Source organism: Haloarcula montana (assembly GCF_035666295.1).
Lineage (GTDB): Archaea > Halobacteriota > Halobacteria > Halobacteriales > Haloarculaceae > Haloarcula > Haloarcula montana.
The window spans coordinates 274,055-299,009 of the sequence record NZ_CP142028.1 but is presented as its reverse complement, the minus strand read 5'-3'; the positions used below and the strand labels follow the sequence as shown (position 1 = coordinate 299,009).

Below are 24,955 nucleotides of genomic sequence, written 5' to 3'. Positions count from 1 at the left end.
TCGTAGCTACAGTCGGGAGCTGCCGTAGATCGGCCTTGTGTCCGCCCGTGGATCAGAACAGTACCTCGTTTGCCATGCCAGTTTATACGCAAATAGACTTATGTTCTACACAGGTATCTTCTAAAACTGATATTATTTCCTCGCAGTCACTCCTAGGGTGTGACAATGTGACGCGCAACGGACTGGATACGGTGAACCCGTTTTGCTCGGGGACAGCGATCTCACGGAGGTTCAGTTACTCGACAGTGACACTCTTGGCGAGATTCCGTGGTTTGTCGATCGACCGGTCCATCTCGTTTGCGGCGTGATAGGCGACGAGCTGGAGCTGGACGTTCGCCAGTATCGCTACCAGCGCCGAATGCGTCGCCGGAACGGGGAGGAATTCATCAGCGGTATCGGCCAGCTCCGAGTCTGTTCGGGGTGCGACGGCGATGACGGGGGCTCCGCGCGTCTGGATCTCCCGGACGTTGCTCTCTAACCGGTTCTGGTGTCGGCCCGTCCCGATGGCAAAGATGGGTGTCTCGGGAGTCACCAGCGCGAGCGGGCCGTGTTTCAGTTCGCCGGCCGCGAACCCCTCGGCGTGTTCGTACGTGATCTCTTTGAACTTCAACGCACCTTCGAGTGCGACGGAGTAGGCGCTTCCACGACCGACGAAGAAGTGACCGGTATCACCGAGACAGCGCCGACTGACCGCCGCCGCCTGCGAGTTCTCGATCACCGTCTCGACATCTCCCGGAAGCGATTCGAGTGCCGCCAGGCGTTGGCTGTGCTCGTCGGTCGGTTCCCCGGTGACATCCCTGACCAGCCGTTCACCGAGGAGTACGAGCGTCGCGACCTGCGAGGAGAAGGTCTTGGTCGCTGCAACACCGATCTCGGGACCAGCACGGATGAACAGGGCGTCGTCACAGGTCCGTGCAGCTGTCGAACCGATGACGTTCGTCAACGCGAGCGTGCGTGCGCCGCGGTCGCGAGCACGCTGAAGCGCCTCCAGCGTATCGGCGGTCTCACCGCTCTGGGTGACACCGATGACCAGCGTGTTCTCGTCGACTGGAGCCGGATAGGCGGCGTACTCGCTCGCGATGAAGGAGTTCGCGTCCACCCCCCACTCCGAGAGCAACCCCTCTCCGTACATCGCGGCGTGATAGGAGGTCCCGCACGCGACGAACTGGACACGAGTTATTCCCTCGAACGTGCCCGGAGGGAACTCCTCCAGGATCACGTCGTCACCGTCGATCCGCCCGTGGAGGGTCTGGCGAAGCGACGTGGGCTGTTCGTGGATCTCCTTGAGCATGTAATGATCGTACTTCCCTTTCTCGGCGTCCTCGGGGTCCCAGTCGACAGTTTCTACAGGACGAGGGACCCAGGAACCGTTCCCGTCGGAGATCCGATAATCGTCGGGCGTTATCACGGCGATATCGTCGTCTTCGAGATAGATCACCTGGTCGGTAAACTCCAGGAAGGCCGGTACGTCGCTGGCCAGGTAGTTCGCTGTCTCGCCGACACCGATCACGAGGGGAGAGCCGTTTCGCGTCGCGTAGACGGTCGGATCGTCGTCGATGATGATCGCGATCGCGTAACTACCGTCGAGTTGCGCGACTGTCTCCCGGAACGCGGCCTCCGGGGCCATCCCGTCGGCGAGCCGTTCCTCGACGAGATGCGGGATGACTTCCGTATCGGTGTCGCTCGTGAACTCGTGTCCCCGCGATTGTAGCCCTTCACGAAGGGTCGTGTAGTTGTCGATGATCCCGTTGTGGACGGCCGCGACCCGGCCCTGACAGCCGGTGTGTGGGTGTGCGTTCTCGTTGGTCGGCGGGCCGTGCGTACTCCAGCGGGTGTGTCCGATGCCGACCTCGCCGAAGACGTCCCCGGACGTGAGTTGGGACTCCAGTTGTGCGACCTCGCCCTCGTGTTTGCTGACCTTGATGCCCGTCCCGTTCTGGACGGCGATTCCGGCAGAATCGTAGCCCCGGTATTCGAGGTTCTTGAGGCTCGCAAGCAGGGCGTCCAGCGAGTCATCGGTTCCGACGCGGGCGGTGATCCCACACATCAGACGATCAGCCCGTTGGGAGCGATCGTCTGTGACTGGCGGTGAGGCCGGCCGGTGTCGGCAGTCGCGGGACAGTTCGTTCCCGAGCGACGACGGTTCGGCCGGAGGGGCGGACAGGCTGCGTTTTTGAAGCGCATACCGTCGACAAGCCTGAGATTACCTTTGTTATGAACGGGCTTGTTGACTGCAGAGCAGCCACTGATCCAGTAACATGGTCATACCCGAAGTCCAACGCGACCGCGGTCACGAGCCGATTCGAACCCGTCCCGTCCGTCGATTGTAACCGATCACTCCGCCGTGCCGGTCGCCTCCGTGACGGGGTTCTGAAGGGTCAGTCGCGGAGAGGGTTCTCTGTTGTTATAATATGGGTTAAAAAGTCGCCCTGTTTTGGGTGGCCGGACCGTGCGTGTCGTATGGACCGAGAAATAGGACCGGGCGAGTCAGTAAGTATGGCCGTTGTCGATGTGGTGAGTGCCGTGGTCGGTCGCGATCCGATATCGCTGAGACCGCTGGCGGAGATCATTGATCCAGACGCGCTCGATGCGTTGTTCGCACCGCGAGAGAACGGGGAACAGCGCCCCGGTGGCGAGGTCTCGTTTATATACAGCGAGTGCCGTGTCACGATTCAGAACAGCGAATACATCACGGCTCATAAGCTGGACGCCACCAGCAGTCGCAACCGAGCCGAATGCAGCGACGAACAATAAAAAGGTCTGTTCCGGCGTAGCAACCGTTCAGCAGGGTTCGAAGAACCGGATGGCGTACTCCGGGAGCCTATTACGTTCGATCGCGACGCCGGCCACGTCCGGGACGAGCGTTCCCCGGCCGACCTTTCCTGCCACGTCCCGATTCAGTGGTCGAACAGTCGTACCCACCGATTTCTCTGGCCGATTGCACACAGGGCGCATCCTCCAGCGATGGCGTCCCCGGTGTCGACACACACCGGTGGTCGTTAGTGTGGATACAGGACGCCGAAGCGAAGCGATCCGCGGATCGATAGTTGTAGAAGATCACACCCAGGACCTTCTCGCCGTCCTCGGCTGTGACCTTCCGCACGGGGGCGTCACCGTACTGACCGGGGATCTGGCTCGTATTTTCGGCGGTGAGTTCGACGTCACGACAGTCGGTCGACCCGTCGGGCCGTGCGACGACGACGCGGACGACCGTCGGCGGATCGTGAGCGATATCGTCCGCACCGACGATCAGCCAGACCTCTGAACAGCCCTTGAAGTCGACGTCCTTTCGGTCCCAAGCTGTGGCGTTACCGGCGAACACGCCGAGCCCACCGACACTCAGTGCCGTTCCGGACCCGATTGTGCGCAGTACCTGTCGTCGTCCCAGTTTCGGCGTGTCGTTGTCCGACATCGTTCTCCGGTCCTCCCGAGTCGGTATTTGTTAGGCGCTCTCTATCGAAGCAATCCGGTGGCGACGTGAGACGATAGCTAGTCAGATTCGACGGAGAACGCTGTTCCCGATCGTCCACGGGACGGGCAGAACGGCGACGATGTGGCTCTCTGTGATGGAGCGATCGCCTTCCAGCCCGGGAGTTTCAGTAAGTGGGCCGGCGGATCTGTTCGTCACGGGCGTGGCAATGAACAGTCCATCGGTGGTGGCTGTCCGATCGCCTGAACGAGCAGTTGGAGTAGGTGGGCCGTTCCGCCGAGAGCGCCGTATATGTTGAAATTACTAATCTAACCACCCCTCTTCTGTAGGAGTATGGTACGTTACCTCACAGAGAGTGATAGACAACGGATGAGCGACTTCGCAGCAACGCCCAAGCACAAGCGTACCCCGGAGATGCTGATACCCGACGACGACTGAGTGTCGAGCATCCCCCTCCGCGATGTTCGTGTGGATTCGGGTGATCGGAGAGACGGGAGTCGATTACCACACCCTGAGAAAGCAGGTTCGGGATGGAAGTCTTGACCGGCACGAGCGTATGTTGTCCCGGTCAGGCGAGATTCTCGGATTCGATCGTATCCCAGACCGACCGTCCCTCGTCGGTGACGCCGTAGATCCGCCCTTTCTTTCTGGATTCGGGGACGAGCAGGTCGACCAGGCCACGGGAGCGTAACTCCTGAAGAGCCCGCGAGACGTGAGAGACTGGGCAGTTCACGTCGGTGGCGATCGTCGACGGCGGTGCCGGCGAGTCGATGAGTCGCTGTAACACCAGGACACGGTACTTCGAGCTGACCACGTACCCGACAATCCCCCAATCGTCGCTCATCGTGACTCCACGTGGAGTGTCACTCCGGCAGATGTGGTCAGGAGACTCGGTACGGGCGCAGATGCCGGCGGTCGTCGACGGTAGAGAGTTCGGATCATGCGTAACTGCTGTCACGACCGTCTTCGCTGTGGCGCTCGACGGTCACGCCGTCCGGTCTGTGGATACTTCTGTTTAGACCGGGGGGTATTCAGGTATACGGCACTTACTCACTGTGTTCGTACCGAACACACTTGCCCGTGTTCGTATGGATAGACTAGACGCGGTAGGCGGCCAATTCGAAAGGGTCCGGTCGGGATCCGTCGGCGACCCGATCCGGTGACTGATCCATGGCCAACGCGTAACAATCGGGTATCTATCGGGCCAGAACTGTTAAATTCGATAGGCACAGCCTACCAGTATGAAGCAGTGGTTCCGGAGCAGAGACAGTTTGAACGGTACCGAGACGGCACCAGAGCGAGCGAGAGTACAGCCACGATACCGGATCGAGGACGATGAGTAGTACTCCCAGGGACGCCTGGGAACAGGTCGCAAACGACCCGGATCCGATCGACGACCTAGGGTACGAATACCGGCCGCTGAGTGTGGTTTCCGTCGAGGAGGGCGGAGAGAAATACATATTCCTCCCGCGGGAGGAGGAGCATCTGACCGATTCGGAGTTCATGATCGCCGACGGCCGGAGCGTCCGGGATCTCGACGACTGTCGGTGACAGTCACTCCTGCTCGTACTGGCTCAGTTCGAACGGAATATCCGTCTCCCTGTTCCGTTTGATAACCTGGATGACTGCCGAAGCCGCGAACAGGGCGAAAATACCGAGACCGAGCCACACCAGCGGGATCCCGGAGAAAACGGGCACAGAAAGCAGGGACAGGGTAACTGTGAGTCCGGAGAGGAGACCGAGGACTACGTAGTGAAACGTCCAGGGATAGGTCGTCTGCTCGCTGGTATTGAGATATCTGTCGATGTTGGTCGTCTGATCGGTGAGCTGGACCGTGCCGGCGTCCTTGTCGTACTCGATGGCGTTCATCTGGTCCATCTTCGGGAGATGTGTCTGATAGAGTGAGACGTAGACACGCTTGCGTTGTTGGCTCGTCAGCTCCGTGACACTGGTGTCGTTTTCCATCGCTGCGATCTCTTCGGCCAGCTCTCGCACCTCTACTGATCCCCCGTCCTTGCGGAGATAATAGAGGACCATCCGGCGGCGATGGTTGCTGAGTATCTCGAAGATATCATCGGGTGTCAGCGTTTCCGAGTCAGGAACACTCATAATCACTGTGAGATGCCCTGTGGTCTCGTCTCTTCGAGCGGTTTCATACCGATACAGTGACTTGAATACGGTATTGTTATGGCCGGTGTTATCGGGGTAGCAGTGACTTACTGTCGTGTCGATCCCGGTGACGCTTCGAGAGAACTGGGGTCGTTCCGGACCGCCCGGAACAAGAGTAGGTGGCCAGTCGTCACAGCGCGATCGCGACGGCGACGAGGGCAATGCTCAGGACTACCGCACAGACGATGATTGCCTGATGGTAGACGGTCCACCGGCTCTCCGTCCCGTCACACTCCGCGGGCAGGTACTCCACGAAGAAGGCCATGTGTTCGCCCGGCTCGATCTTCCCGCGCGGCTTGTTGTACGAGATCGCCCCCACGTCCGCCATCTTCGGCAGGTGTGATTGGTAGAGCCCGACGTACACTCGTTTGCGTTCGCTGGAGGTGATCTGCGACACGTCCTTATCACACTCCCAGGCGGCGATCTGCTCGGCGAGTTGGCCCAGACGGACCTCCGAATCCACCTCGCTCATGTACCGGAGGACGGCACGCCGACGATCGTTCTTCAGTATCTCGAAGACCTGGTCGATCTGGACTGGAGAAGACACTGTTTCGGCGGGGATGCTATCCACAGGTGACTCTTCCTCCCTGTCCGACTGACTGTCAGCCATGGTCTCGGTCGTTCCACTGGTTCGATCCGCTCCCGTGCCTTTTCCTTGGATGTTTGGTTTGATGTTCATAATCGCGTTCTCCCCTTGCGCAGCTCCACCCGCTCTCGGTCCCGACCCTGACCTCGTGTTCACCGTCAATACCCCCATCAGACAGCGCTCTCAGTCAGGATCGGCATGATACATCCACGTATAGACCACCCTTGTATGTCAATATGTAACATTTTCATTGGAGGGGATTTTTTGAGAAAACGAGTAACAGAATGGGGTCGATACACTACCGATCGACCGGCCTGTTCGAAACTGGACATGCGGTTACGGCACTAACTCTCTCGCTGATAGTTCCGATCGAGATCGGGCTGCCGTCACTCGTATCGAGACATGTCGCCGATCGAAAGGCGATGGGGTGGGGGTGGGGGGAGAGGTAGAACCAACGGAATCGGCCGACAACTGGTTGCTATCGTCCGACTCCATCTGTTCGGACACACGGGTTCATCATTGTAATTGAGACCTTTCACCGGAGTAGTCACTGGAATAATCAGGTAAGCACCGCAATTCCCGGTCAATCAGGAGACTCACTGGCAGACCCACCCCGCGAGCCAGGAACAGTCAGTTCCGCCGGATGGGAACGCCGGTCCGATGGCGATGTCGACGGTGCTATCGACGCTCTCAGCGTCGGATCTCGACGAACCAAGTGGTGAGAGCGGAGTCGCCGACGGCACCGTGATCGGACTACTGGCGACCGGTCACTGCTGGCTCGCTTCGACTTCGATCCAGTGGCGGAGCGTCAGCGACGCGTTCTCGACGGTGGGATCGTTCGGAACCGACCCAGTGTAGACCAGATACTGTAACCTGACCCTATCGCCGGTCGTCGGCGGGGAGACCTGTCGGCGGAGCACCGCACTGGTGCCTGCGGAGACGGTCCGTTGTCCACTGTCGACACGCTGTGAGTCCAACACGGTGCCGTTCGGCCCGACACGCTGGAGCGTTCCGACGATGTGGTACGTCGTCTCCGTCCCCTCGTGGTTCTGAATCCGAAGGTGGACCGCGTTCGGTTCGCCGGCGACGAACGTGACAGTTCCGTTCGAGCCGAGGAGTTCGTCCGTCTCCCCGCCTGCGAGCAAGGACGCCTCCGAGAACGACTCGGTCGGCTCCGGCGACGCCCCCGTGACGGCCACCGCGGCGACGAGAGCGACCATACCGACGGCGAGGGCGGCCGTCTGGAACCCCGAAAGACCGGTTCGGTCAGGGAGCGATCGCACCCCGAGAAACGGGTCCGAACGCTGGTCGGGGGCGATCTGTCGGCGACGGTACCACGCGATCACGAGGCCAACGACGACGCTGGCGGCGAGCGCGCGGACAACGAGCACTTGCCGAAGGACGCCACCCAAACTCAACAGAACCCCGATGACGGCGACGACGAGGACACTCGTGACCAGCACCATCCCGACTCGCGCGGCCCACCCGGGCGACCGTGACGGACTGCCGGCCGATCGCCCCGCGGACGGACCGGCGGGAAACAGCGCCGCGACGATGGTGTAGCCAGGCGCAACCAGAACCAACGGGATGGCGACGGCCCACACTGCGGCTCGGGGAGCGTCCAGGACGGTGAGGACCAGGACAGCGACCACGACGAACAGACCGACCACCGAGAGGTCGGTCACCCGTCCGGGTCCCCTCATCGGTCCCCCTCCGCGGTGAGCGACGACGGAGTACAGTGTTTCACCTGGCTGTTCGTGTACGCACTGTTCCATCCCGCCGGACAGACACTCGCTTCCACGTCGGCTCCGAGTTCGAAGCCGGGGGCGGTGGGCGCCCGATGGAACGTCACCGGGTTTGTCGACTGGTACGTTCGATAGACCACCGCATCGGCGTCTTCGGGACCGGCTGGTCCCAGCTCCAGTATGGACGCATCGTAGCCATACCCCCCGACCCTGCGAAAGAGGCTCACGTACGGGTGATCCGTCGCGATGGTCGCCTCACTGGCAGGGGGATCGGACGCGCTGATGGTTTCGACGGCTGCGATCTCCGGACTGGTGTAGGTGAACCGCGGATACTCGTCGTCGAAAGCCGGGCTGTCCAGCGTCGCTTTCTCGGCGACGACCATCGTCGTCGGATATCCCAACGTGACGACGAGAAACACCGCGATCACGACACGACTAGACGCACTCCTGGAGACGTAGTACAGGCCGGCAGCGCCGATCAGTGCCATCGGGACGTACAGGAACGCGATCCAGCGCCCGGGCAGCAGCGCGCGGACCCCGAACAGCGAGAGGCCGAAAGTGAGCGTAAACAGGAGTCCGCCGGTCAGCAGATACGTCGACGTGAGGTCGACCGGCCCCGCGCGGTAGAGCATGTACAGTCCGCCCAGCACGGTCGTCAGGAGCAACACTGCGAACCCGAACAGTTCGACGTACGGGATCGCTGCCGCGAGGAGGCCGCCGGAGTCGACGGGACCGATACTGTTCGCGGCCGCGTCGCTCCCACTGACGAGGTTGAGGAACCCGGCGTTCTCGGTGATCGACTCCCTGATGATCGCGAGTTCTCGCGAGAGGAAGGTCCCGCCCGTAAAGGGCGTCATCGACCACGACAGGAGCGTCGTCGCGAGGACGGTGACGAAGACACCACTCAGTGCGACCGCTTTCCGGAGTCCAGTGGCCGTCGAGGAATCCCTCTGGATCACCGCCATCACGACGGAGACCAGCGTTGTAACCCCGAGGACGACCAGCGCGATCACCGTCGAGACCTGATGGGTGAAGACGATGGCGAGACTGGAGACGAGTAACAGTCCGACCGCCCACAGCTCCGCGTCCGCGGCGAGGACTCTCGTTACCGCGTAGAGTGCCGCGAGAAAGAGGACGAGCCCGAGACTCGTCGGGATGATGTGGAGTCCCCAGCGGATGAACTGATCGGAGAAGGTGTAGAACCCCGCCGCGAGCAAGGCCCACCGTGCGGAGAGGAGCATCCGTCCGGTCGCGTAGACGAACAACGCCGACAGCGGAACGAGGACGCCGATCGTCAGGTAGATCCCGTTGCGTACGCCCCCCAGCAGGAGCGCACCGATCGCTCCGGTGACGTGATACAGCGGGGCCATGACGTACTTGTCACCGGCGAGGGGTGCTAACGATCCCTCACGCGCGATCCCCTCGACGAAGACGGTTGCGTGTGTCCAGATGTCGACGCCCACGAACCCCGGTGTCGCGTAGAGTGCACTGAGCCGGATGACGAGTGCGGCCAGGAACAACTGTGCGAGTACCAGCCCCGGCGTGAGATGGTCGTCGTCGACAAACAGTATCTGGGCGAAGATCCCGACCGCGATCGCGCCGGTCAGCAGGTAAACGGGAGCGGTCCGGGTTCCGATCTGGTTGATCGAGAGCACCAGCCCGGAGAGTCCCAACAGCACGATCGACGGCAGGTAGCCGGCGACTGCTCGGGGCAGTCTCGGGGTCGACGTGTCTTGGCGCTGGCTGTCCCAGGAGAGGGCGTCCGACCCGCGGTCGGACTGGGTCAGCAGATACAGGCCGCTCCCCACGCCCGCAGCGATCGGGATGACGAGGAGAAACGGCTGGGAGGCGAACAGACTGAGCCCGAGCAGGAGCACGGAGAGCACGGAGACGATCCAAGCGAGGGACACGTCTCTCCTGCTCGTCGAGATCCATTCAGGAAGCCCGTGGTGGCTCATGGGACCAGTTGTCCGGCAGTACCGGGGACGGCGTTGCGGTCATCGGCTGTAAGAGGGGGGTTCGCCCCGGCAGCGGTGTCAGTCGGTATCTCCGGTAACATTGGCAGACCCTTCAGCGAAAACAGGGATTGTAATGTTCGTCCTACTCCGTCTCGGGAGCGTGGTGTCGTCGAGCACAGTCGCGGTTAGCGGGCCGATACTGGAGACAGAACGGTGACGCTGTCCAATCCGGCCGGGTATCCGCCTCGTCCTCGCCGTGGTTTGCCGTTCCGGTAATCGTGACCGTCGAGCGTCCGTAAGGGTCTCCATACGTTTCGTCGCTATCCTGTGGTTCCGAAACCCAACGACTGTCGGTGCCCGGACCATCCCTCGGCATTCCGGATGGTAACCCGTAACAAAACAACCCCGCCCCCTTTGTTCAGTTGCGCAGATGGACCCACTATCAACCAGGTGTCATGATCATGAGTGACACTGCCCGCAACGTCGTCCTCGTCTCGATAGATAGCCTTCGCGCCGACCACTGTGGGTTTCTCGGTGACGATCGTGGGCTCACACCGACGATGGACCACCTCGCTTCGACGGGCACCTCCTTCGAGGCGGCTGTCGCGCCCGGTCCGCAGACGTTTTCCTCGATGCCGGCCGCGTTCACCGGTCATCACCGGGAACTCGGCTCGCTCGACGAGTATTTCGGAGACACCCACTGGGAACGCCGTCTCACCGCGATCGACGACCATCTCGGACGATACACCTCGGTGGCCGAGCAGTTCCAAGAACTGGGATACTCGACGGCCGGGTTCAGCCCGAACCCCTGGACGTCGACTGCATCGGGGTTCGATCGTGGGTTCGACCACTTCGCCGACCTCGCCGGCGAATCCGACGATAGCTGGATTCGGCGACTCGCCGGTGGGGTTCCAGGGGTCGACGACTCCAACAAAGCAGTCGAACTCACACTCAACCTGCTCACCGGGAGTTCCTTCTTTACCCCCTGGGAGTCGTATTACGGCCAGATCGAGGCCGTCCGGGAGCAACTCTCCGAACCGTACTTCCTGTGGGTGTTCCTGCTCGATACGCATTACCCGTTTCTCCCGGCACGGAAGCACAGACACGAACAGTCGTTCTACGGGATGATATCGAGCGCGCTCCGTTCCGAGAAAGTCATGCGTGGGCGCGCGCAGACGATGTCCGACCGGACCTGTGAATCGATGCAGCGGAGTTACCGCGATTCGGTCCGTTCGGTCGATTCCTTCCTCGACCGGCTCCGCACTGATCTGGCTGACGACGATCCGGCGATGATCGTCCATTCGGACCACGGCGAGTCCTTCAGCGACCACGGCAACTACGGCCACCACCACCGACAGCTCTACGAGGAGAACGTCCACGTCCCGTACATCGTTAACGATGGCCGCTGCGAAGCGACCATCACCGACCCGACATCGCTGGCGACCATCCCCGAGGTCGCGCTATCGATCGCCCGCTACGGGCGATTCGAACCCGGGGAACTCACTGACGCCCCGGCCATCGCGACCAGTGAATGTGGGACCAACCGGGCGATCAGAGATCGCCAGTTCAAATATCTCGAACACGACGGTGAGCCATCGCTCTTTGAACTCCCGCTGGACCCCGAGGAGGAACGAGACGTATCGAGCGAGTACCCCGAGCGGTGTGCCGAGAGCCGCTCGCGACTGGATCGGGTCCAACGCCACCGCCTCGAAATGGCAGCCGTCTCGAAGGCAGCACGAGTCGTCGCTGGCTCCGACCGGCGACTGTGATCGTGTTTTGTCCCACTCCCTGGTGGCCCGGGTTCGGCCCGAATGCGACGCATAACGAAGGGACCGAACGGGGTAGTGACAGCCGACACCGAGGGGCGTCACTCGAACGGCCGATCCTCCCCGCGGTAGATACCCAATGATTCCACCGACACAACCACGACCACGGCGGACGAAACCGTATCGAGAGGGCGGTCACCGATGACGCGGGCGGAACTGGCGGACGGCGTCACCGTCGACCCCGGCGCGACGGTCGGCTACGAGTACGATGCCGACGCGCGTCCGGCACTCGTCGGTCGGGGCTCCCGTATCCGGAGTGGAACGACGGTCTACTGCGATGTCGAACTCGGGGCCAACGTCACGACCGGACACGACGCGCTCGTTCGCGAACACACGATGGTCGGTGACGATGTCGTGTTGGGGACCAAATCCGTTGTCGACGGCGATGTCGTCGTCGGCTCGAACGTGAGTCTCCAGACGGGCGTCTACGTCCCGCCGGGATCGTCGCTCGGCGACCGCGTGTTCGTCGGGCCAAACGCCGTGTTGACGAACGATTCGTACCCGCTCCGGGTCGAGACAGAGCTCGAAGGAGCGACGCTCGCTGACGACGTCTCGATCGGCGCGAACGCGACGATCCTCCCCGGCGTGACCATCGGGCGCGGATCGTTCGTCGCTGCCGGTGCCGTCGTCACCGAGGACGTCCCGCCGAACCGTCTGGCCGTGGGCGTGCCCGCGGAAATCCGCCCGCTCCCAGAGAAGCTGAGCGAGGGGAACGTCCTCGCATGATCGGGATCGCCGACCCCGAGTTCGGCGAGGCCGAGCAGGCGGCGGCGAAACGCGTCCTCGAAAGCGGGAGGGTCGCGGACGGCCCCGAAGTCAGAGCGTTCGAATCGGAGTTTGCGACCGTCTGTGAGACGGACCACGCGGTCGCCACAGCCAACGGGACCGCGGCGCTGGTCGCCGCACTCGACGGGCTCGGGATCGGTGACGGCGATCGGGTCGTCACCACGCCGTTCTCGTTCGTCGCTAGCTCGAACGCCGTCCGGCTGGTCGGAGCCGAACCGGTCTTTGCCGACATCGACCCGCGGACGTACAATCTCGATCCGGACGCGGCCCGCAGCGCCGTCCGCGAGACCGACGCCGACGCGATCCTGGCGGTCCACCTCTACGGCCTCCCGGCAGAGATGGCGGCGCTGTCCGACATCGCGACCGAGGAGGACGTGTTCCTGATCGAAGACGCGGCCCAGGCACACGGCGCACGCTATCAGGGCCAGCCTGTCGGGAGCTTCGGGGACGCCGCGGCGTTCTCGTTTTACCCGACGAAGAACATGACGACCGGCGAGGGCGGGATGGTGGTGACCGACGACGAAGCCGTCGCCGAGCGCGCCCGGTGTTTCATCAACCACGGCCGGGACGCCGACGGTGGCCCGTACGCCCACGAGCGCGTGGGACACAACCTCCGGATGACCAGTCTCGCCGCCGCGATCGGCCGTGAACAACTGGCCAAGCTCCCGGCGTGGGTCGAGCAACGCCGATACCACGCTGCGGTACTGTCGAACGGACTCGACGACGTCCCCGGGATCGAACCCCCGGCCGAACCGTCGGATGCGCACCACGCCTACCACCAGTACACCGTCCGGTGTGACGACCGGAGTGGGCTCCGGGAACGGCTCGAAGCCGGCGGGGTCGGGGCTGCGGTCTACTACCCCAAGCCGATCCACCGACTCGAAGCCTACGAGGAGTACGACGCCACTGCGCCGGCCGCGGAGGCGGCCGCCGAGTCGGTCCTCTCGCTGCCGGTCCATCCCGGACTGACCGCCGACGAGATCGACCACGTCGTCGAGACCGTCAGTGAGGCCGGCCTCCAAGTCCAGTGAGTGTGCCCTGAATGTGGCCGTGGGAACACGCGGCCGCCGGGTACCTGCTGTACTCGGTTGGCTGCCGAGCCCTCGGTTACGACCCACCCGAAGAGGACGCCACGATCGCGCTCGTTGTCGCTACACTCGTCCCGGACCTCGTCGACAAACCGCTCTCGTGGGGACTCGGCGTGTTCCCCACGGGCTATGCGGTCGGTCACTCCCTGTTCGTCGCGATCCCGCTCGGCGCCGCGGCGCTGGTCCTCGGGCGGTTGTCCGGCCGTCAGTCGCTGGGCGTTGCCTTCGTCGTCGGCTACTGGTCGCATTTGCTTGGCGACGTGCTGAATCCGCTCCGGACGGGCGAGCCGCCGGACCCGAACCGCGTCTTCTGGCCGGTCGTCGAGGCCAACACCTACGAGGTAGACCGCGGAATCGGGCGGGGCGTGTTCTACCTCCGTGAGTTTCTTTCCGGGGTTCCGACGATGGGGGCGCTCGAACTCCTCGTGATGGTCGGACTCCCGGCCGTCACCGCTGTCGTCTGGCTGTTCGACGGCACACCTGGTGTGGCGATTCCCGGGCGTCTGGTCCGGGCGATCGATCGACGGTTTTCGTAGTTGGGACTCCCTACTCCCCTGCTGTTTCGGTATGCGAACGATTACTAACGGCTTCTGTATCGCAGTGGGAACTGAATGGACAAGCAACCGAGCCAATCGCTCACATCAGTCGAGTTTACCTACGACTGGTACCGGTCGTTTCTCGATCGGCTGGCCGATCTGGGCTATGAGTTCAGGACGTTTTCTGACGGCGCAGGTCACGGGGAGGTACTACTCAGACACGACATCGACCTCTCGATAGAGAACGCACTGACGACCGCACGTATCGAAGCCGAGCGTGGGATCGAGGCGACCTACTGCGTTCTGGTCACGTCCGCCCTCTACAACCCGCTCGAAGGGAAGCGCCGTGATCAGCTCCGGGCCATCGAAGCGCTCGGCCACGAGGTCGCACTCCACACCAGCACCCACGAGTACTGGGACTCGGAACAGCCGCCCGACGACAGCCTGCTCGAATCCTGGGTCGAACGGGAACGGGATGTCCTGGCGACGGTCCTCTCGGAACGGCCGGAGACCGTCTCCTTTCACGTCCCCCCGTCGTGGGTCCTCGATCGGCCCTTCGATGGGTTCACCAACACGTACGCGCCGGCGCTGTTCAGCGACATCGACTATATCGCCGACTCCGGGCAGCGCTGGCGGACGGAGCCGCCGGAACTACCGGACGCGTCCCATCCCATCCAGATACTGACACATCCGGGGCTGTGGGGCGAATCCGACGCGGAGTTCGAGGATCGCATCGAGCAGAGCATCTCCATTGCCTGCCAGCACACTACCCGAAAAGCGCGGCGCGAGTTCGTCGAAGACAGTTACAACAAATGAACGAGACAACCAGGACAGTGACAGATGTATAGAGACCACACGATCGCCGCGGTCGTACCGGCCTACAACGAATCGGGGTTCGTGGGGGACGTCATCGACGGTCTCCCGCCGTTTCTCGACCGTGCGTACGTCGTCGACGACGGATCGACCGACGACACCTGGTCGGAGATCACACGCCACGCGGACGACCGCAACGATCGCCACGAGGGCCGGTTCGAGGAGCTTGTCGTCCCGATCCAACACGACCACAACCGCGGCGTCGGCGGGGCGATCAAGACCGGGTATCAGCGTGCGCGTGACGAAGCGATCGACGTGACAGTCGTCCTCGGCGGCGACGATCAAATGGACCCGGGAGAGCTCACGCGGTACATCGATCCCATCGTCGACGGTGTCGCCGACTACACCAAGGGGAACCGCTTCGCACGCCCCGAGGACCGGGCCGAGATGCCGCGGTTCCGGCTCTTCGGCAACGTCGTGCTCTCGTATCTCACGAAGATCGCGAGCGGCTACTGGGAGTCGATGGACTCCCAGAACGGCTACACCGCCATCTCGCTGTCGGCACTCGAACGGACGGATATCGACGGCATGTACGAGTACTACGGCTACTGCAACGACCTGCTCGTCCGGCTCAACGTCGCCAACGTCCGGATCGCCGACGTACCCCGCTCCTCGGAGTACGCCTACACCGAGGGATGGAAGAGCCACATCGACTACAAGGAGTACATCCCGCACGTCTCGGCGATGCTGTTCCGGAGCTTCCGCTGGCGGCTCAAAGAGAAGTACCTCCTGGAGAGTTACAACCCGCTGGCGTTGCTGTACCCGCTCGGAATCGGCGCGTTGGCCGGCGGTGTCGCCGGGTTCGTCAACGCCGTTCGAACCCGACGCGGGGACAGCGGATCGTGGTTCCTCACTGTGCTTCTCGGTGCCCTCCTCGTCATCTACGCCGGAATCCGGGATATGGCGGACAACGAACACCTGGAACGATCGGTTGAGACTGACCAGGATACCACGGAGACAGCGACGGACAGCTCCCGGCCGGCGACCCCGGCAGCAAGCGACGGCCTGGCTGAAGGCGTCCCGGCTTCCCGACAGCAACGGGAGGCCCAGCCCGACGGCGGCACCGACGGAAGCGACGATCGGGCGGGCGGACCGCGACAGAACGGAGCCTCCGATGAGTGAGACACGGACGACGACCGGAAACGACGAGGTGACAGTGCTCCTGACCGGCGCGGGCGCACCCGGCGCCTGGGGGATCATCAGGAGTCTTCGGGCGACGGAGCGACCGGTCCACATCGTCGGCGTCGACATGGACCCGGACGCCTACGGGTTCGCGCTGGTCGACGACGGCTACAGGGTCCCCGCGGGCACCGACGAGGCGTACGTCCCGCGGATCGCCGAACTCGCGGCGGAGGCCGACATCGACGTCGTTCTCCCGCTGACCACCGACGAACTCCAGCCGCTGGCCGAACGCCGCGGCGAGATCCCGGCCCGTGTGATGGTTTCGGATGCCGACGCGCTGTCGGTCGCAAACGACAAGGCCGCGCTGTACGAGTTCCTCGAAGAGCGCGGCTTCGACTCGGCGCCGGAGTTCGTCCACGTCGACGACGAGGCGTCGTTCGTCGAAGCGGCGGACGCACTGGGCTATCCCGAGCGACCGATCTGTTTCAAACCCACCGTCGGCAGCGGGATGCGGGGGTTTCGCATCCTCGACGACGACGCCGACCAACTCACGCGACTGCTCGAGGAGAAACCCGAGGAGGCGGTCACGACGCTCGAAGAGGTCCGGCCGGTGCTCGCCCAGGCGGACCCGTTCCCCGAATTAGTCGTCATGGAGTACCTGCCCGGAGCGGAGTACAGCGTCGACGCGCTGGCGCTGGGTGACTCCGTCGGCCCCGTCGTCCCGCGAACCAGAGCCCAGACCCGCGCCGGGATCACGTTCCAGGGCGTCGTCGAGGAGAACGAACAACTCATCGAAGAAGCCGGCGACATCTGCCGAGAGCTGGAGCTGGAGTACAACGTCAACCTCCAGTTCAAGTACGACGCCGACGGCACCCCGAAACTCATCGAGATCAACCCCCGCGTCGCCGGGACGATCGTCATGTGTGTCGGGGCCGGGGCGAACATGCCGTATCTCGGCCTCAAACACGCGCTCGGCGAGGACCTCCCGCCGGTCGACGTTCGGTGGGGGACCTGGATGTCGCGGTACTGGGACGAGGTGTTCCGGGCGCCCAGCGGAGAGACGTATCGCATCGGGGGCGAGCAGACACCGTCACCGAAACCGACCCAATGACCGACCTCAGTGCGGTCTGTTTCGATCTCGACGACACGCTGTACGACTACGAGGCGTACGCCGAGGCGGGACTGCGCGCTGGAGCGGACCGACTGGAGTCACGAACAGGCCGTCGCTTCCACGAGGAGTTGGTGACGATGTACTTCGAGGAGGGGATCACCGAGGGGACGTTCGATCGGCTCCTGGACCGGCACGATCTCCCCTCCCATCTCGGCGGGGAACTCGTCGAAGCCTATCACTCGGCGACGACGCCGCTGTCCCCCTACGCGGACACCGAGCCGGTCCTCTCGGAGCTGAGTGAGTCCGTTCAGCTGGGGCTACTGACGGACGGTCGGGGCGGTCGCGCGAAGCTCCGCCGGCTCGGTATCGAGGAGTACTTCGACGCCGTCCTGGTCTCACCGACGATCGGCTACTCGAAACGCGAACGCGAGGTCTTCGACGCGATCCTCTCGGACCTGTGGGTGTCGCCCGAGGACGCCGTCTACGTCGGCGACGACCCCCGCTTCGACGTTCGGATTCCCAACGAGATCGGCATGACGACGGTCCGGATTCGCCGAGGTCGTCACGCCGACCGGGAACCGGATATTGAGAACGCGGTTCCGGATCTCGAAATCGACAGCCTCGCCGAACTGAGCGCGTCGCTGTCGACGGTGGCCGTCGAAAGCTGACCATCCCGCAGAACACATCTATTTTCCGTCGCTGCTCGGCTCCGAAGTGGTGGGTCGGTCGCCACCACGCACGGACCCTCGTCACCGCGACCGGATCACAGTTGGACGAGTCGATAGCCGCTGGCGGTCCACTCCTCCGGGTCCAGCACGCGTTTCGTGTCGACGATGAGGTCGCCCGAGCCGTCCTCTAATACCGGCGCCTCCGATTCGGCCTGCTGGGGTGGCGTGTACGCGGCGTACTCGTCGTGGTCCGTGGTGACGATGACGCCGTCGGATCGATCGAACAGGTCGTCCAGCGAGGAGAACTCCATGGCTTCGTCGCTGACGTGGGGATCGTTGACGAGTACCGTCGCACCCTCCCCGCGGAGGCGCTCGACGACCCGCATCCCGGGGCTCTCTCTGGCGTCCGAGACGTTGCCTTTGTACGCCAGGCCGAGGACGCCGACCGTCCGGCCCGCAAGCGGCCCCACCTCCCCGCGGAGCATCTCGACGACGTAGTCGACCATCGAGTCGTTCACGCGCCGGGCCGTCCCGATGAGCGCGTCGTGGTCGGTATCTTCGATCAGGAACCACGGATCGATGGGGATACAGTGGCCCCCGACGCCAGGCCCCGGGCGGTGGACCGTCACCCGCGGATGGGTGTTCGCGAGGTCGACGAGTTCCGCCGAGTCGACGCCGTTCCCGTGAGCGATCTTCGCGAGTTCGTTCGCGTAGGCGATGTTGACATCACGGAACGTGTTCTGTGCCAGCTTGGCCATCTCCGCCGTCGTCGCGTCGGTCTCGTGGATCTCCCCGTCGGTGAACGATTCGTAGAGGTGGGTCCCGGCGACGGTCGAGGCGTCGTCGATCCCACCGACGATACGGTTGTTCGAACGCAGCTCCCTGAGGATGTTCCCCGGGAGGACCGTCTCGGGCGAGAAGACGAGCCCGAACTCCGTCCCCGCGACCAGCCCGCTCGCTTCGAGGATCGGGCTGACGGTCCCGGTCGTCGTCCCCGGCGGGACCGTCGATTCGAGGATCACCGTCGATCCGGGCGTCAACGCGGCGGCGACGTCCTCGGTCGCCGCCTCGACCATCCCGAGATCGGCGGTCTGCCCCGCGGAGTCCAGCGGCGTCGGCACGCAGATCACGTGGTAGTCGGCCTCGACGGGCGTCTCGTTCACCGAGAGCGCGCCGGAGGCGACGACCTCCGTGACGAGCGCCTCCAGCCCCTGCTCTCCGATCGAGACAGTCCCGTCCCGGATCGATCGGAGCAGTTCCGTGTCCACGTCGTACCCCGTGACATCGTGGCCGCTGTCCGCCAAGACGGCGGCCGTCGGAAGGCCGATGTAGCCGAGTCCGTAGACGCAGACGTCGGCGTCAGTCATCGGTTCGCACCTCCTGGACCGGGCGGTGTTTGTCGGGGCTCTCGGCGACGGCGTCGACCAGCGTCGAGACGATCCGCTCGCCGGCGTTCCCGTCGCCGAAGGGGTTCTCCCACTCCCCCGTCGACCGGCTCATGGCCTCGGCTTCCCGCACGATACTGTCCGGATCGGTGCCGGCGAGAGCGTTCGCGCCGTTGTCCACGGTCTCCGGGCGCTCGGTACTGTCCCGAACCGTCACACAGGGGGTCCCGAGGATACAGGCCTCCTCCTGGACGCCGCCGGAGTCGGTGACCACGAGCGATGCGGCGTCTTCCAGCGCGAGAAACTCCAGGTATCCCAGCGGGTCCAGGAGCTGGATCTCCGCCGGGAGCGTGAGATCGAACGCTTCGAGCTGCTTCCGTGCTCGCGGATGGATGGGGTAGAGGACGGTCAGGCCCTCTCGTGCGGCGAACCGACTGACACCGTCGAGGATATCGGCGAACCGGTCGCGATCGTCGACGTTCTCGGCCCGGTGTGCCGTCAGCAGGACGAACGGGTGGTCCCCGATCCCCGTCTCGTCGAGGACCGTACTCCGGTCGGCTGCGAGTTGCCGGTTGTTCAGGACCGTGTCGACGACGGTGTTGCCCGTCACGAAGATACGCTCGTCGGGTATCCCCTCTTCACGGAGGTTTACCCGGGTATCCTCGGTCGGCGCGAAGAGGTACTCCGAGACGTGATCGGTCAACCGCCGGTTGGTCTCCTCGGGCATCTCCCGGTCGTAGCTCCGGAGGCCGGCTTCGACGTGAGCCAGTTCGGTGTCGAGTTTGCTCGCCGCGAGCGCCCCCGCGAGAACGGTGTTCGTGTCGCCCTGGACGACGACCACGTCGAAGGCCTCCGCTTCGAACAGCGACGCCAGTTCGATCAACATCTCTCCGGTCTGTTCGCCGTGCGTGGACGACCCGACAGAGAGGTGATGGTCCGGCCGCGGGAGGTCCAATGTCTCGAAGAAGACCTCGTCAAGGCCCTCCGAGTAGTGTTGGCCGGTGTGGATCAGTGTGAACTCGATGTCGCGCCGCTGGCAGGCTCTGATCACGGGGAGCAGCTTCAGAATCTCGGGCCGGGTGCCAAGAACGATCGCGAGCTTCATGCGATCACCCGCTGTCGGGGTTCGCCGGCCGCCTCGCCGATCGTCTCCAGCATGTACCCCGTCACGTCGATCTTGTCGGCGACGAGCGCGTCCCGTTTCGACCGCCAGGCCGCGCTGTCCTCGGTCGTGAGCGCCTCGGCGCGGTCGACCAGCTCCCGTTCGTCCTGGATCGAGAACAGCAGTCCGTACTCCTCCTCTAACTCGACGAACTTCGACATGTCGTCGTCGCCGACGAAGCTGTTCAGCCTGAGCGCCGGCGTCCCGAGAACGGCGGATTCGGCGGCCATCGCCTGTGAGTCCCCGACGTAGAGGTTCGCGTGCGCGAGCAGGTCGTGTGCCAGATGCGGTGGAACGGGGAGCCGGTACTGCTGGAGGTCCGGCGGGAGGTCGGCCTCGCTGGTGATGTAGACCGGCCCATGCTCGCTCAGCCGCTCGATCAGCTCGCGTTTCGTCGCGGTGGAGATGCCTTCCTGCCCGGCGTCGTGGTAGGCGTCCCAGCCGACGAAGCGGAGGACGCTGTACGGTCGGTCGGTGTCGACGCCGTGAGTCGCGAGTCGCGCCGGGTCGGGTTCGAACCGGCTGGGGTGGAGATACGCCAGCTCGTGAAAACCGTTGTAGCGACGCTGGTTCGAGCCGATATCGTGGCCGAAGTTCTCCGGCGTGCAGATGACATCGGCGAGTGGATACGTGACGTTCGAGATCAGCGGGGTGACTTCGACGTCGGTGAAGACGATCGATGTCGCGCCGACAAGCCGGCTGGCGTACACTGCTGGCGGGTTGACGTGGCTCACGACGACATCAGGGTCGGCGGCCCGAAGCGAGCGAACCACTCGGAAGCTTCGCTGGCCCCACTCGACGGCGAGCCCGGGAAACCCACCGAGTCGGCCCCGGTTCGTCGACAGCGGCGTGTGCTCGATCCCGTAGGCGTCGAGCAGCGCCGTCGTCACTTCCTTCTCCCGGGAGAGAACCGTCACCTCGGCACCCCGGTCGACGAGTTCGGTGATCGCGTTCCTGAACAGGTGTGCCTGTGCCGGATGCCCGATATCGAAGGCGACGTTCATGTCCGCAGTGGTGCGCGTTGGCGTTCTGGAGCCGGACGACCGCGTCGTCCGTCCGGCGAGCGAGCACACGGTGGCCGACCGGCGAGAAGTTCGTGTAGCATTGCTTCGCCTAGTGGGTCCGCCGTTCGGGGTTTTGTTATGCGGAACTTTCGGACGAAAACGGCAGATAGAACGGTCGAAGCGGCCGATACGCGGCCTTAGCGCCGTGATAGCTGTTCCCGTGTGTCTACGAGAGGACGCTGTCGTAGACCTCGTCGATCCGGCGGGCCATCCGCTCCAGACTGAGATCGCGTGCCTGCTCGCGGCCGTTGGACCGCCTGCCAGGCTGCCGGAGGACTTCGAGCAGTTCCGCGGTCAGTTCGGCGGTCGTCTGTCCCACGCCGCCGGGCGAGACGCCGGCGAGTCGTTCGCGAACGTCCCCCACGTCCGTCGAGACGACCGGCAATCCACAGGCCAGCGCCTCCTTGACGGAGTTGGGCGACCCCTCGTGTTTCGATGTCAACAGGAGCGTGTCGGCGGCGTTCATGTAGACCGGTATGCGGTCGTGATCGACGCCGTGTATCGCGTGCAGTTCGACCCTCCCGTCGATCTGCTCCCTGGCGGCCTCGACGACCCGTTCGGCCCGTGGGAAGTCCTTCTCCGGCCGGCTGGTCGCGTAGGGAAACAGGACGTGGGCCACGTCGGGGTCCCAGCCGAGGTCGGACTGCGCCGTCGACTGCGCGATAGGGCGAAACAGTTCGAAGTCGACGCCGTGGGGGATGACGTGACAGTCGGCGGGGACGGCCGCGGCCATCTCCTCGCTCATCACGATGACGGCGTCCGCCAGGCGAGCACACAGTTCGGAGACGGCAGCGTACCGGCCGTAGAGATCCGACCCCCACAGCGAAAGTACTACCTTCTTGTTGGGTTGAGCGAGCGCCACAGGCCCCGTCAGCCCGTAGTTGGCGTGGATCAGATCGTACCGCCCGAAGGATTCGGAGAGCGCAGTCGGATAGAACCGGAGGTAATCCGTGAGCGACCGCGAATTGCCACCCTGGTCGTCGCGGTTGTGGCTCCCCGGAACAGCGAGCGTCCGGGAGGTGACGCCGATCGCGTCGAGGGCCTCTATCTGTTGTGTATAGAACGTTGTCCTCGTCGTTACCAGATTGAGGACGCGACGGTGGTCGCCTGCCTGGGGCCGGGGGTCCGGCTCCTGCTCGGCCAGAGAGTCCATTGGCTGGAGACAGCGCTGCCGGCAGTTTTGTTATGCCATCCTTTCCTGCCGGTCCGGACCGACGACGCCGCTCACCCAGAGTAGCCGACCAATAACTACCACTGTAACGTGGTTGGTGTAACCGAATGAACCTCTCGCGTGCGGTGTCTGTCGGATCATCCAGCGGTGTCTGGGCTCCCGGATGGCCGTGTGCAAACCGACTGGCTGTGTCGCCGATCGATCGGTACCGTCGACCGTCCGGCGTTCGCTCGGCGAGACGGCCACATATCGTGATGGAAACAGCGCCGAACGGTCAGCGGGTATGACGGGAACACGGGGATTCTTCGGTCGGTTCCTCTCGCTGATCGGACCGAAGATGCTCACGACTGTTCTGGCGGTCGTCTCGACGCCGATCATCGTCCGTCTCCTCGGCCCTGGGGGGTACGGTGATTACGCGGTGTTGCTCTCGATGTACTCGTTGTATATGATCCCGATCAGTTCGGCGATCACCGAGGGCGTCCAGAAGTTCGTCGCCGAGGAACGGGAGACCGAGGCCTGGATCGAACGGGTCCTCCAGTTCTACTTCGTGCTCGCAGTGGTGTTAGCTGTGGTGGGAAGCGCCGTCCTCGTCGCCGTCACCCGGGCCGGGTACGCCGCCGTCTTCGGAACGGGTTTTACACCGTATCTCTACATCCTCGCCGGCTTCGTCCTCGTCGGACAGTGCCGGGGATTCGCGATGCATACCCTCCTCGGGTTCGGTCTCGAACGCGTCAACGGGCCGCTCGGTGTCGTCAAGAAGGCCGTCACCGTCGTGGTCGGTATCGGGCTCGTCGTCTCCGGACTGGGCGTCGTCGGGATGCTGGTCGGACACATCGCCGCCAACGCCCTCGTCGCCGTCGTCGCTGGAGGGGTCATCCTCCGGCGGGTATCCGTCCGTCGACTGTTCGATGTCCCGCGGTCGCTGCCCGTCCGGGAGTTCCTCTCGTTCAACGGCCTCAACATCGTCCTCGTGTTGCTCGTGATGTCCCTGTTTCACGTCGATGTCGTCATGGTCCGGACGCTCGTGGGCGGGGAGGCGACCGGCTACTACAAGGCGGCGCTGTCGCTGGCGGAGTACATCTGGATCGTCCCGATGGTCCTCCAGACGATGCTGTTGCACTCCAGTTCATCCCTCTGGAGCGAGCAGGCGACCGAGCAGATCACACGGATCGCCGGCCGAGTCACCCGGTACACGACGTTGCTCGTCCTCCTTCTGGCCGTGGGACTGGGGACACTCGCGGATCGTGTCGTCCCGCTGTACTACGGCGAGCCCTTCGCCGTCGCGACGACCCCGCTGCTCCTGTTGTTGCCCGGCACCGTCGGCTTCGCCGTTGCCCGTCCGTTGCAGGCGATCTGCCAGGGCTCCGGCCAGCTGAAGACGGTGATCGTCGCCGTCGGCGTCGCCGCCGTCGGGAACCTCGTGTTGAACGCCGTTCTCATCCGGGCCTACGGCATCAACGGCGCGGCGGTCGCCACCAGCATCGCCTACGGGTCGATGTTCCTGTTGCTCGTCTGGGCGTCCTGGCGGATCGGCTACGACCCGCTGGTCGATCTCCGGCCGGTGCGGGTTCTCCTGACGATCGTCGTTTCGGCGCTGGTTATCGGTGGCCTGGATCGCCTGATCGGGGCCGACATCGTGGCACTACTGGTCGTCCCGGTGGTCGGACTGGGGGTTTTCACCGCCACGGCACTGGTCACCGGAGCGGTCGACGTCGAGGAGACCGTCGAGATACTCGCGAAGGTCCCGGTCCCGTTCGAGTTCGATATCACACCGGATCGCTAGTCGCCGGGGCGGTTCGGACCCGGTAGTCTGTGCGTTCTCATGTGGGACTGGCCGGTAGCGAATCCGTATGAGCCATCCTGGCGAGTTCGCGTCCGACGACCGCCCGTGGACAGCGCTCGATCGATCGTGGATGGTCGCCGTCGTCTTCTACGGGTTCGGGGACGTCGCGACGACCTGGATCGGTATCCATACGGGCGGTATCGTCGAGACGGGGCCGCTCGTCGCCCCACTCCTCGAACAGTACGGACCCGCGGTGTTGCTCGCGTTGAAGGCCGGTTTCCTCGGAGGGATGTTCGTTCTCTGGCGATACGTTCCACGGCCGCATCGACTGGGTGTTCCGCTTGGCCTGGGAGTCGTCGGCGTCGCTGTCACGGTCTGGAACACCGCACTCCTCGCGGTGGTGGCGCTGTCCTGACAGGTCCGCTCTCGTAGTCGAGCCATAACCAAACCGGTAGCGCGTCCCCGTCCGAGCACGGATGGAACGCACGTACA

23 protein-coding genes are annotated in these 24,955 nt (G+C 64.0%); 12 read left to right on the top strand and 11 right to left on the bottom strand.

Features of this window, described 5'->3' with window-relative positions; translation table 11 throughout:
- Positions 1–235 precede the first annotated feature (235 nt).
- Positions 236–2,047 carry a glutamine--fructose-6-phosphate transaminase (isomerizing) gene (glmS, locus tag VJ109_RS17120; RefSeq protein ID WP_324760579.1) on the bottom strand — a complete coding sequence of 604 codons (1,812 nt, stop codon included), beginning with the start codon at positions 2,045–2,047 and terminating at the stop codon, positions 236–238.
- A gap of 449 nt (positions 2,048–2,496) precedes the next feature.
- Between glmS and ddfA the strand changes: the two genes are divergently transcribed.
- Positions 2,497–2,754, top strand: coding sequence for a DdfA family disk-determining factor (gene ddfA / locus VJ109_RS17115; protein ID WP_324760577.1), 258 nt, complete (start codon positions 2,497–2,499; stop codon positions 2,752–2,754).
- A gap of 70 nt (positions 2,755–2,824) precedes the next feature.
- On the opposite strand, the gene VJ109_RS17110 is transcribed toward ddfA, so the two are convergent.
- Positions 2,825–3,412 carry a hypothetical protein gene (locus VJ109_RS17110; RefSeq protein ID WP_324760575.1) on the bottom strand — a complete coding sequence of 196 codons (588 nt, stop codon included), beginning with the start codon at positions 3,410–3,412 and terminating at the stop codon, positions 2,825–2,827.
- A gap of 586 nt (positions 3,413–3,998) precedes the next feature.
- Positions 3,999–4,274, bottom strand: coding sequence for an ArsR family transcriptional regulator (locus tag VJ109_RS17105; protein WP_324760573.1), 276 nt, complete (start codon positions 4,272–4,274; stop codon positions 3,999–4,001).
- Between the two features lie 491 nt (positions 4,275–4,765).
- Here VJ109_RS17105 and VJ109_RS17100 point away from each other — a divergent pair, with 491 nt between their 5' ends.
- Positions 4,766–4,981, top strand: a complete 216-nt coding sequence (locus VJ109_RS17100) for a hypothetical protein (protein WP_324760571.1) — start codon at positions 4,766–4,768, stop codon at positions 4,979–4,981.
- Between the two features lie 3 nt (positions 4,982–4,984).
- Here VJ109_RS17100 and VJ109_RS17095 read toward each other — a convergent pair whose 3' ends face one another.
- From VJ109_RS17095 to VJ109_RS17080, 4 genes are all read right to left on the bottom strand, one after another.
- On the bottom strand, positions 4,985–5,539 hold the full coding sequence (locus tag VJ109_RS17095; protein WP_324760569.1) for a DUF7344 domain-containing protein: 555 nt from the start codon (positions 5,537–5,539) through the stop codon (positions 4,985–4,987).
- Between the two features lie 190 nt (positions 5,540–5,729).
- Positions 5,730–6,278: a DUF7344 domain-containing protein gene (locus VJ109_RS17090; RefSeq protein WP_324760567.1), complete on the bottom strand. Its 549-nt coding sequence runs from the start codon at positions 6,276–6,278 to the stop codon at positions 5,730–5,732.
- A 674-nt stretch (positions 6,279–6,952) separates the two neighbouring features.
- Positions 6,953–7,888: a DUF1616 domain-containing protein gene (locus VJ109_RS17085; protein WP_324760565.1), complete on the bottom strand. Its 936-nt coding sequence runs from the start codon at positions 7,886–7,888 to the stop codon at positions 6,953–6,955.
- Positions 7,885–9,888 (bottom strand): hypothetical protein, encoded by a 2,004-nt coding sequence (locus VJ109_RS17080; RefSeq protein WP_324760563.1) that lies wholly within the window; start codon positions 9,886–9,888, stop codon positions 7,885–7,887. The genes VJ109_RS17085 and VJ109_RS17080 overlap by 4 nt, the downstream gene beginning before the upstream one ends.
- Positions 9,889–10,349: 461 nt before the next feature.
- Between VJ109_RS17080 and VJ109_RS17075 the strand changes: the two genes are divergently transcribed.
- From VJ109_RS17075 to VJ109_RS17040, 8 genes are all read left to right on the top strand, one after another.
- Positions 10,350–11,657 (top strand): sulfatase-like hydrolase/transferase, encoded by a 1,308-nt coding sequence (locus tag VJ109_RS17075; protein ID WP_324760561.1) that lies wholly within the window; start codon positions 10,350–10,352, stop codon positions 11,655–11,657.
- Positions 11,658–11,855: 198 nt separating this feature from the next.
- A complete protein-coding gene (locus tag VJ109_RS17070; protein WP_324760559.1) occupies positions 11,856–12,440 on the top strand; it encodes an acyltransferase in 585 nt (194 codons plus the stop codon).
- On the top strand, positions 12,437–13,531 hold the full coding sequence (locus VJ109_RS17065) for a DegT/DnrJ/EryC1/StrS family aminotransferase (RefSeq protein ID WP_324760558.1): 1,095 nt from the start codon (positions 12,437–12,439) through the stop codon (positions 13,529–13,531). The genes VJ109_RS17070 and VJ109_RS17065 overlap by 4 nt, the downstream gene beginning before the upstream one ends.
- Before the next feature lie 11 nt (positions 13,532–13,542).
- The gene (locus tag VJ109_RS17060; RefSeq protein WP_324760556.1) at positions 13,543–14,124 is read left to right on the top strand and encodes a metal-dependent hydrolase; all 582 of its coding nucleotides are present in this window, start codon (positions 13,543–13,545) and stop codon (positions 14,122–14,124) included.
- Positions 14,125–14,199: 75 nt separating this feature from the next.
- Positions 14,200–14,940, top strand: a complete 741-nt coding sequence (locus VJ109_RS17055; protein ID WP_324760554.1) for a polysaccharide deacetylase family protein — start codon at positions 14,200–14,202, stop codon at positions 14,938–14,940.
- A gap of 24 nt (positions 14,941–14,964) precedes the next feature.
- Positions 14,965–16,119: a glycosyltransferase gene (locus tag VJ109_RS17050; protein ID WP_324760552.1), complete on the top strand. Its 1,155-nt coding sequence runs from the start codon at positions 14,965–14,967 to the stop codon at positions 16,117–16,119.
- Positions 16,112–17,230 carry an ATP-grasp domain-containing protein gene (locus VJ109_RS17045; RefSeq protein WP_324760550.1) on the top strand — a complete coding sequence of 373 codons (1,119 nt, stop codon included), beginning with the start codon at positions 16,112–16,114 and terminating at the stop codon, positions 17,228–17,230. Before VJ109_RS17050 ends, VJ109_RS17045 begins: the two co-directional genes overlap by 8 nt.
- A complete protein-coding gene (locus VJ109_RS17040; protein WP_324760548.1) occupies positions 17,227–17,898 on the top strand; it encodes an HAD family hydrolase in 672 nt (223 codons plus the stop codon). The genes VJ109_RS17045 and VJ109_RS17040 overlap by 4 nt, the downstream gene beginning before the upstream one ends.
- 95 nt (positions 17,899–17,993) lie before the next feature.
- On the opposite strand, the gene VJ109_RS17035 is transcribed toward VJ109_RS17040, so the two are convergent.
- From VJ109_RS17035 to VJ109_RS17020, 4 genes are all read right to left on the bottom strand, one after another.
- Positions 17,994–19,265: a nucleotide sugar dehydrogenase gene (locus tag VJ109_RS17035; RefSeq protein WP_324760547.1), complete on the bottom strand. Its 1,272-nt coding sequence runs from the start codon at positions 19,263–19,265 to the stop codon at positions 17,994–17,996.
- The gene (wecB, locus tag VJ109_RS17030; RefSeq protein WP_324760545.1) at positions 19,258–20,388 is read right to left on the bottom strand and encodes a non-hydrolyzing UDP-N-acetylglucosamine 2-epimerase; all 1,131 of its coding nucleotides are present in this window, start codon (positions 20,386–20,388) and stop codon (positions 19,258–19,260) included. Before wecB ends, VJ109_RS17035 begins: the two co-directional genes overlap by 8 nt.
- Positions 20,385–21,449, bottom strand: coding sequence for a DUF354 domain-containing protein (locus VJ109_RS17025; RefSeq protein WP_324760543.1), 1,065 nt, complete (start codon positions 21,447–21,449; stop codon positions 20,385–20,387). Before VJ109_RS17025 ends, wecB begins: the two co-directional genes overlap by 4 nt.
- Before the next feature lie 226 nt (positions 21,450–21,675).
- A complete protein-coding gene (locus VJ109_RS17020) occupies positions 21,676–22,662 on the bottom strand; it encodes a glycosyltransferase family 4 protein (RefSeq protein ID WP_324760542.1) in 987 nt (328 codons plus the stop codon).
- A 301-nt stretch (positions 22,663–22,963) separates the two neighbouring features.
- Between VJ109_RS17020 and VJ109_RS17015 the strand changes: the two genes are divergently transcribed.
- Positions 22,964–24,463, top strand: a complete 1,500-nt coding sequence (locus VJ109_RS17015; RefSeq protein ID WP_324760540.1) for a lipopolysaccharide biosynthesis protein — start codon at positions 22,964–22,966, stop codon at positions 24,461–24,463.
- Positions 24,464–24,530: 67 nt separating this feature from the next.
- Entirely contained in the window at positions 24,531–24,878 is a 348-nt protein-coding gene (locus VJ109_RS17010; protein ID WP_324760538.1) for a DUF5658 family protein, read from the top strand.
- The last annotated feature ends 77 nt before the right edge of the window (positions 24,879–24,955 follow it).

Excerpts from the sequence above, each read along its gene's own strand:
- glmS (WP_324760579.1), bottom strand. The coding sequence starts at position 2,047 with ATGTGTGGGATCACCGCCCGCGTCGGAACCGATGACTCGCTGGACGCC.
- ddfA (WP_324760577.1), top strand. The coding sequence starts at position 2,497 with ATGGCCGTTGTCGATGTGGTGAGTGCCGTGGTCGGTCGCGATCCGATA.
- VJ109_RS17110 (WP_324760575.1), bottom strand. The coding sequence starts at position 3,412 with ATGTCGGACAACGACACGCCGAAACTGGGACGACGACAGGTACTGCGC.
- VJ109_RS17105 (WP_324760573.1), bottom strand. The coding sequence starts at position 4,274 with ATGAGCGACGATTGGGGGATTGTCGGGTACGTGGTCAGCTCGAAGTAC.
- VJ109_RS17100 (WP_324760571.1), top strand. The coding sequence starts at position 4,766 with ATGAGTAGTACTCCCAGGGACGCCTGGGAACAGGTCGCAAACGACCCG.
- VJ109_RS17095 (WP_324760569.1), bottom strand. The coding sequence starts at position 5,539 with ATGAGTGTTCCTGACTCGGAAACGCTGACACCCGATGATATCTTCGAG.
- VJ109_RS17090 (WP_324760567.1), bottom strand. The coding sequence starts at position 6,278 with ATGAACATCAAACCAAACATCCAAGGAAAAGGCACGGGAGCGGATCGA.
- VJ109_RS17085 (WP_324760565.1), bottom strand. The coding sequence starts at position 7,888 with ATGAGGGGACCCGGACGGGTGACCGACCTCTCGGTGGTCGGTCTGTTC.
- VJ109_RS17080 (WP_324760563.1), bottom strand. The coding sequence starts at position 9,888 with ATGAGCCACCACGGGCTTCCTGAATGGATCTCGACGAGCAGGAGAGAC.
- VJ109_RS17075 (WP_324760561.1), top strand. The coding sequence starts at position 10,350 with ATGAGTGACACTGCCCGCAACGTCGTCCTCGTCTCGATAGATAGCCTT.
- VJ109_RS17070 (WP_324760559.1), top strand. The coding sequence starts at position 11,856 with ATGACGCGGGCGGAACTGGCGGACGGCGTCACCGTCGACCCCGGCGCG.
- VJ109_RS17065 (WP_324760558.1), top strand. The coding sequence starts at position 12,437 with ATGATCGGGATCGCCGACCCCGAGTTCGGCGAGGCCGAGCAGGCGGCG.
- VJ109_RS17060 (WP_324760556.1), top strand. The coding sequence starts at position 13,543 with ATGTGGCCGTGGGAACACGCGGCCGCCGGGTACCTGCTGTACTCGGTT.
- VJ109_RS17055 (WP_324760554.1), top strand. The coding sequence starts at position 14,200 with ATGGACAAGCAACCGAGCCAATCGCTCACATCAGTCGAGTTTACCTAC.
- VJ109_RS17050 (WP_324760552.1), top strand. The coding sequence starts at position 14,965 with ATGTATAGAGACCACACGATCGCCGCGGTCGTACCGGCCTACAACGAA.
- VJ109_RS17045 (WP_324760550.1), top strand. The coding sequence starts at position 16,112 with ATGAGTGAGACACGGACGACGACCGGAAACGACGAGGTGACAGTGCTC.
- VJ109_RS17040 (WP_324760548.1), top strand. The coding sequence starts at position 17,227 with ATGACCGACCTCAGTGCGGTCTGTTTCGATCTCGACGACACGCTGTAC.
- VJ109_RS17035 (WP_324760547.1), bottom strand. The coding sequence starts at position 19,265 with ATGACTGACGCCGACGTCTGCGTCTACGGACTCGGCTACATCGGCCTT.
- wecB (WP_324760545.1), bottom strand. The coding sequence starts at position 20,388 with ATGAAGCTCGCGATCGTTCTTGGCACCCGGCCCGAGATTCTGAAGCTG.
- VJ109_RS17025 (WP_324760543.1), bottom strand. The coding sequence starts at position 21,449 with ATGAACGTCGCCTTCGATATCGGGCATCCGGCACAGGCACACCTGTTC.
- VJ109_RS17020 (WP_324760542.1), bottom strand. The coding sequence starts at position 22,662 with ATGGACTCTCTGGCCGAGCAGGAGCCGGACCCCCGGCCCCAGGCAGGC.
- VJ109_RS17015 (WP_324760540.1), top strand. The coding sequence starts at position 22,964 with ATGACGGGAACACGGGGATTCTTCGGTCGGTTCCTCTCGCTGATCGGA.
- VJ109_RS17010 (WP_324760538.1), top strand. The coding sequence starts at position 24,531 with ATGAGCCATCCTGGCGAGTTCGCGTCCGACGACCGCCCGTGGACAGCG.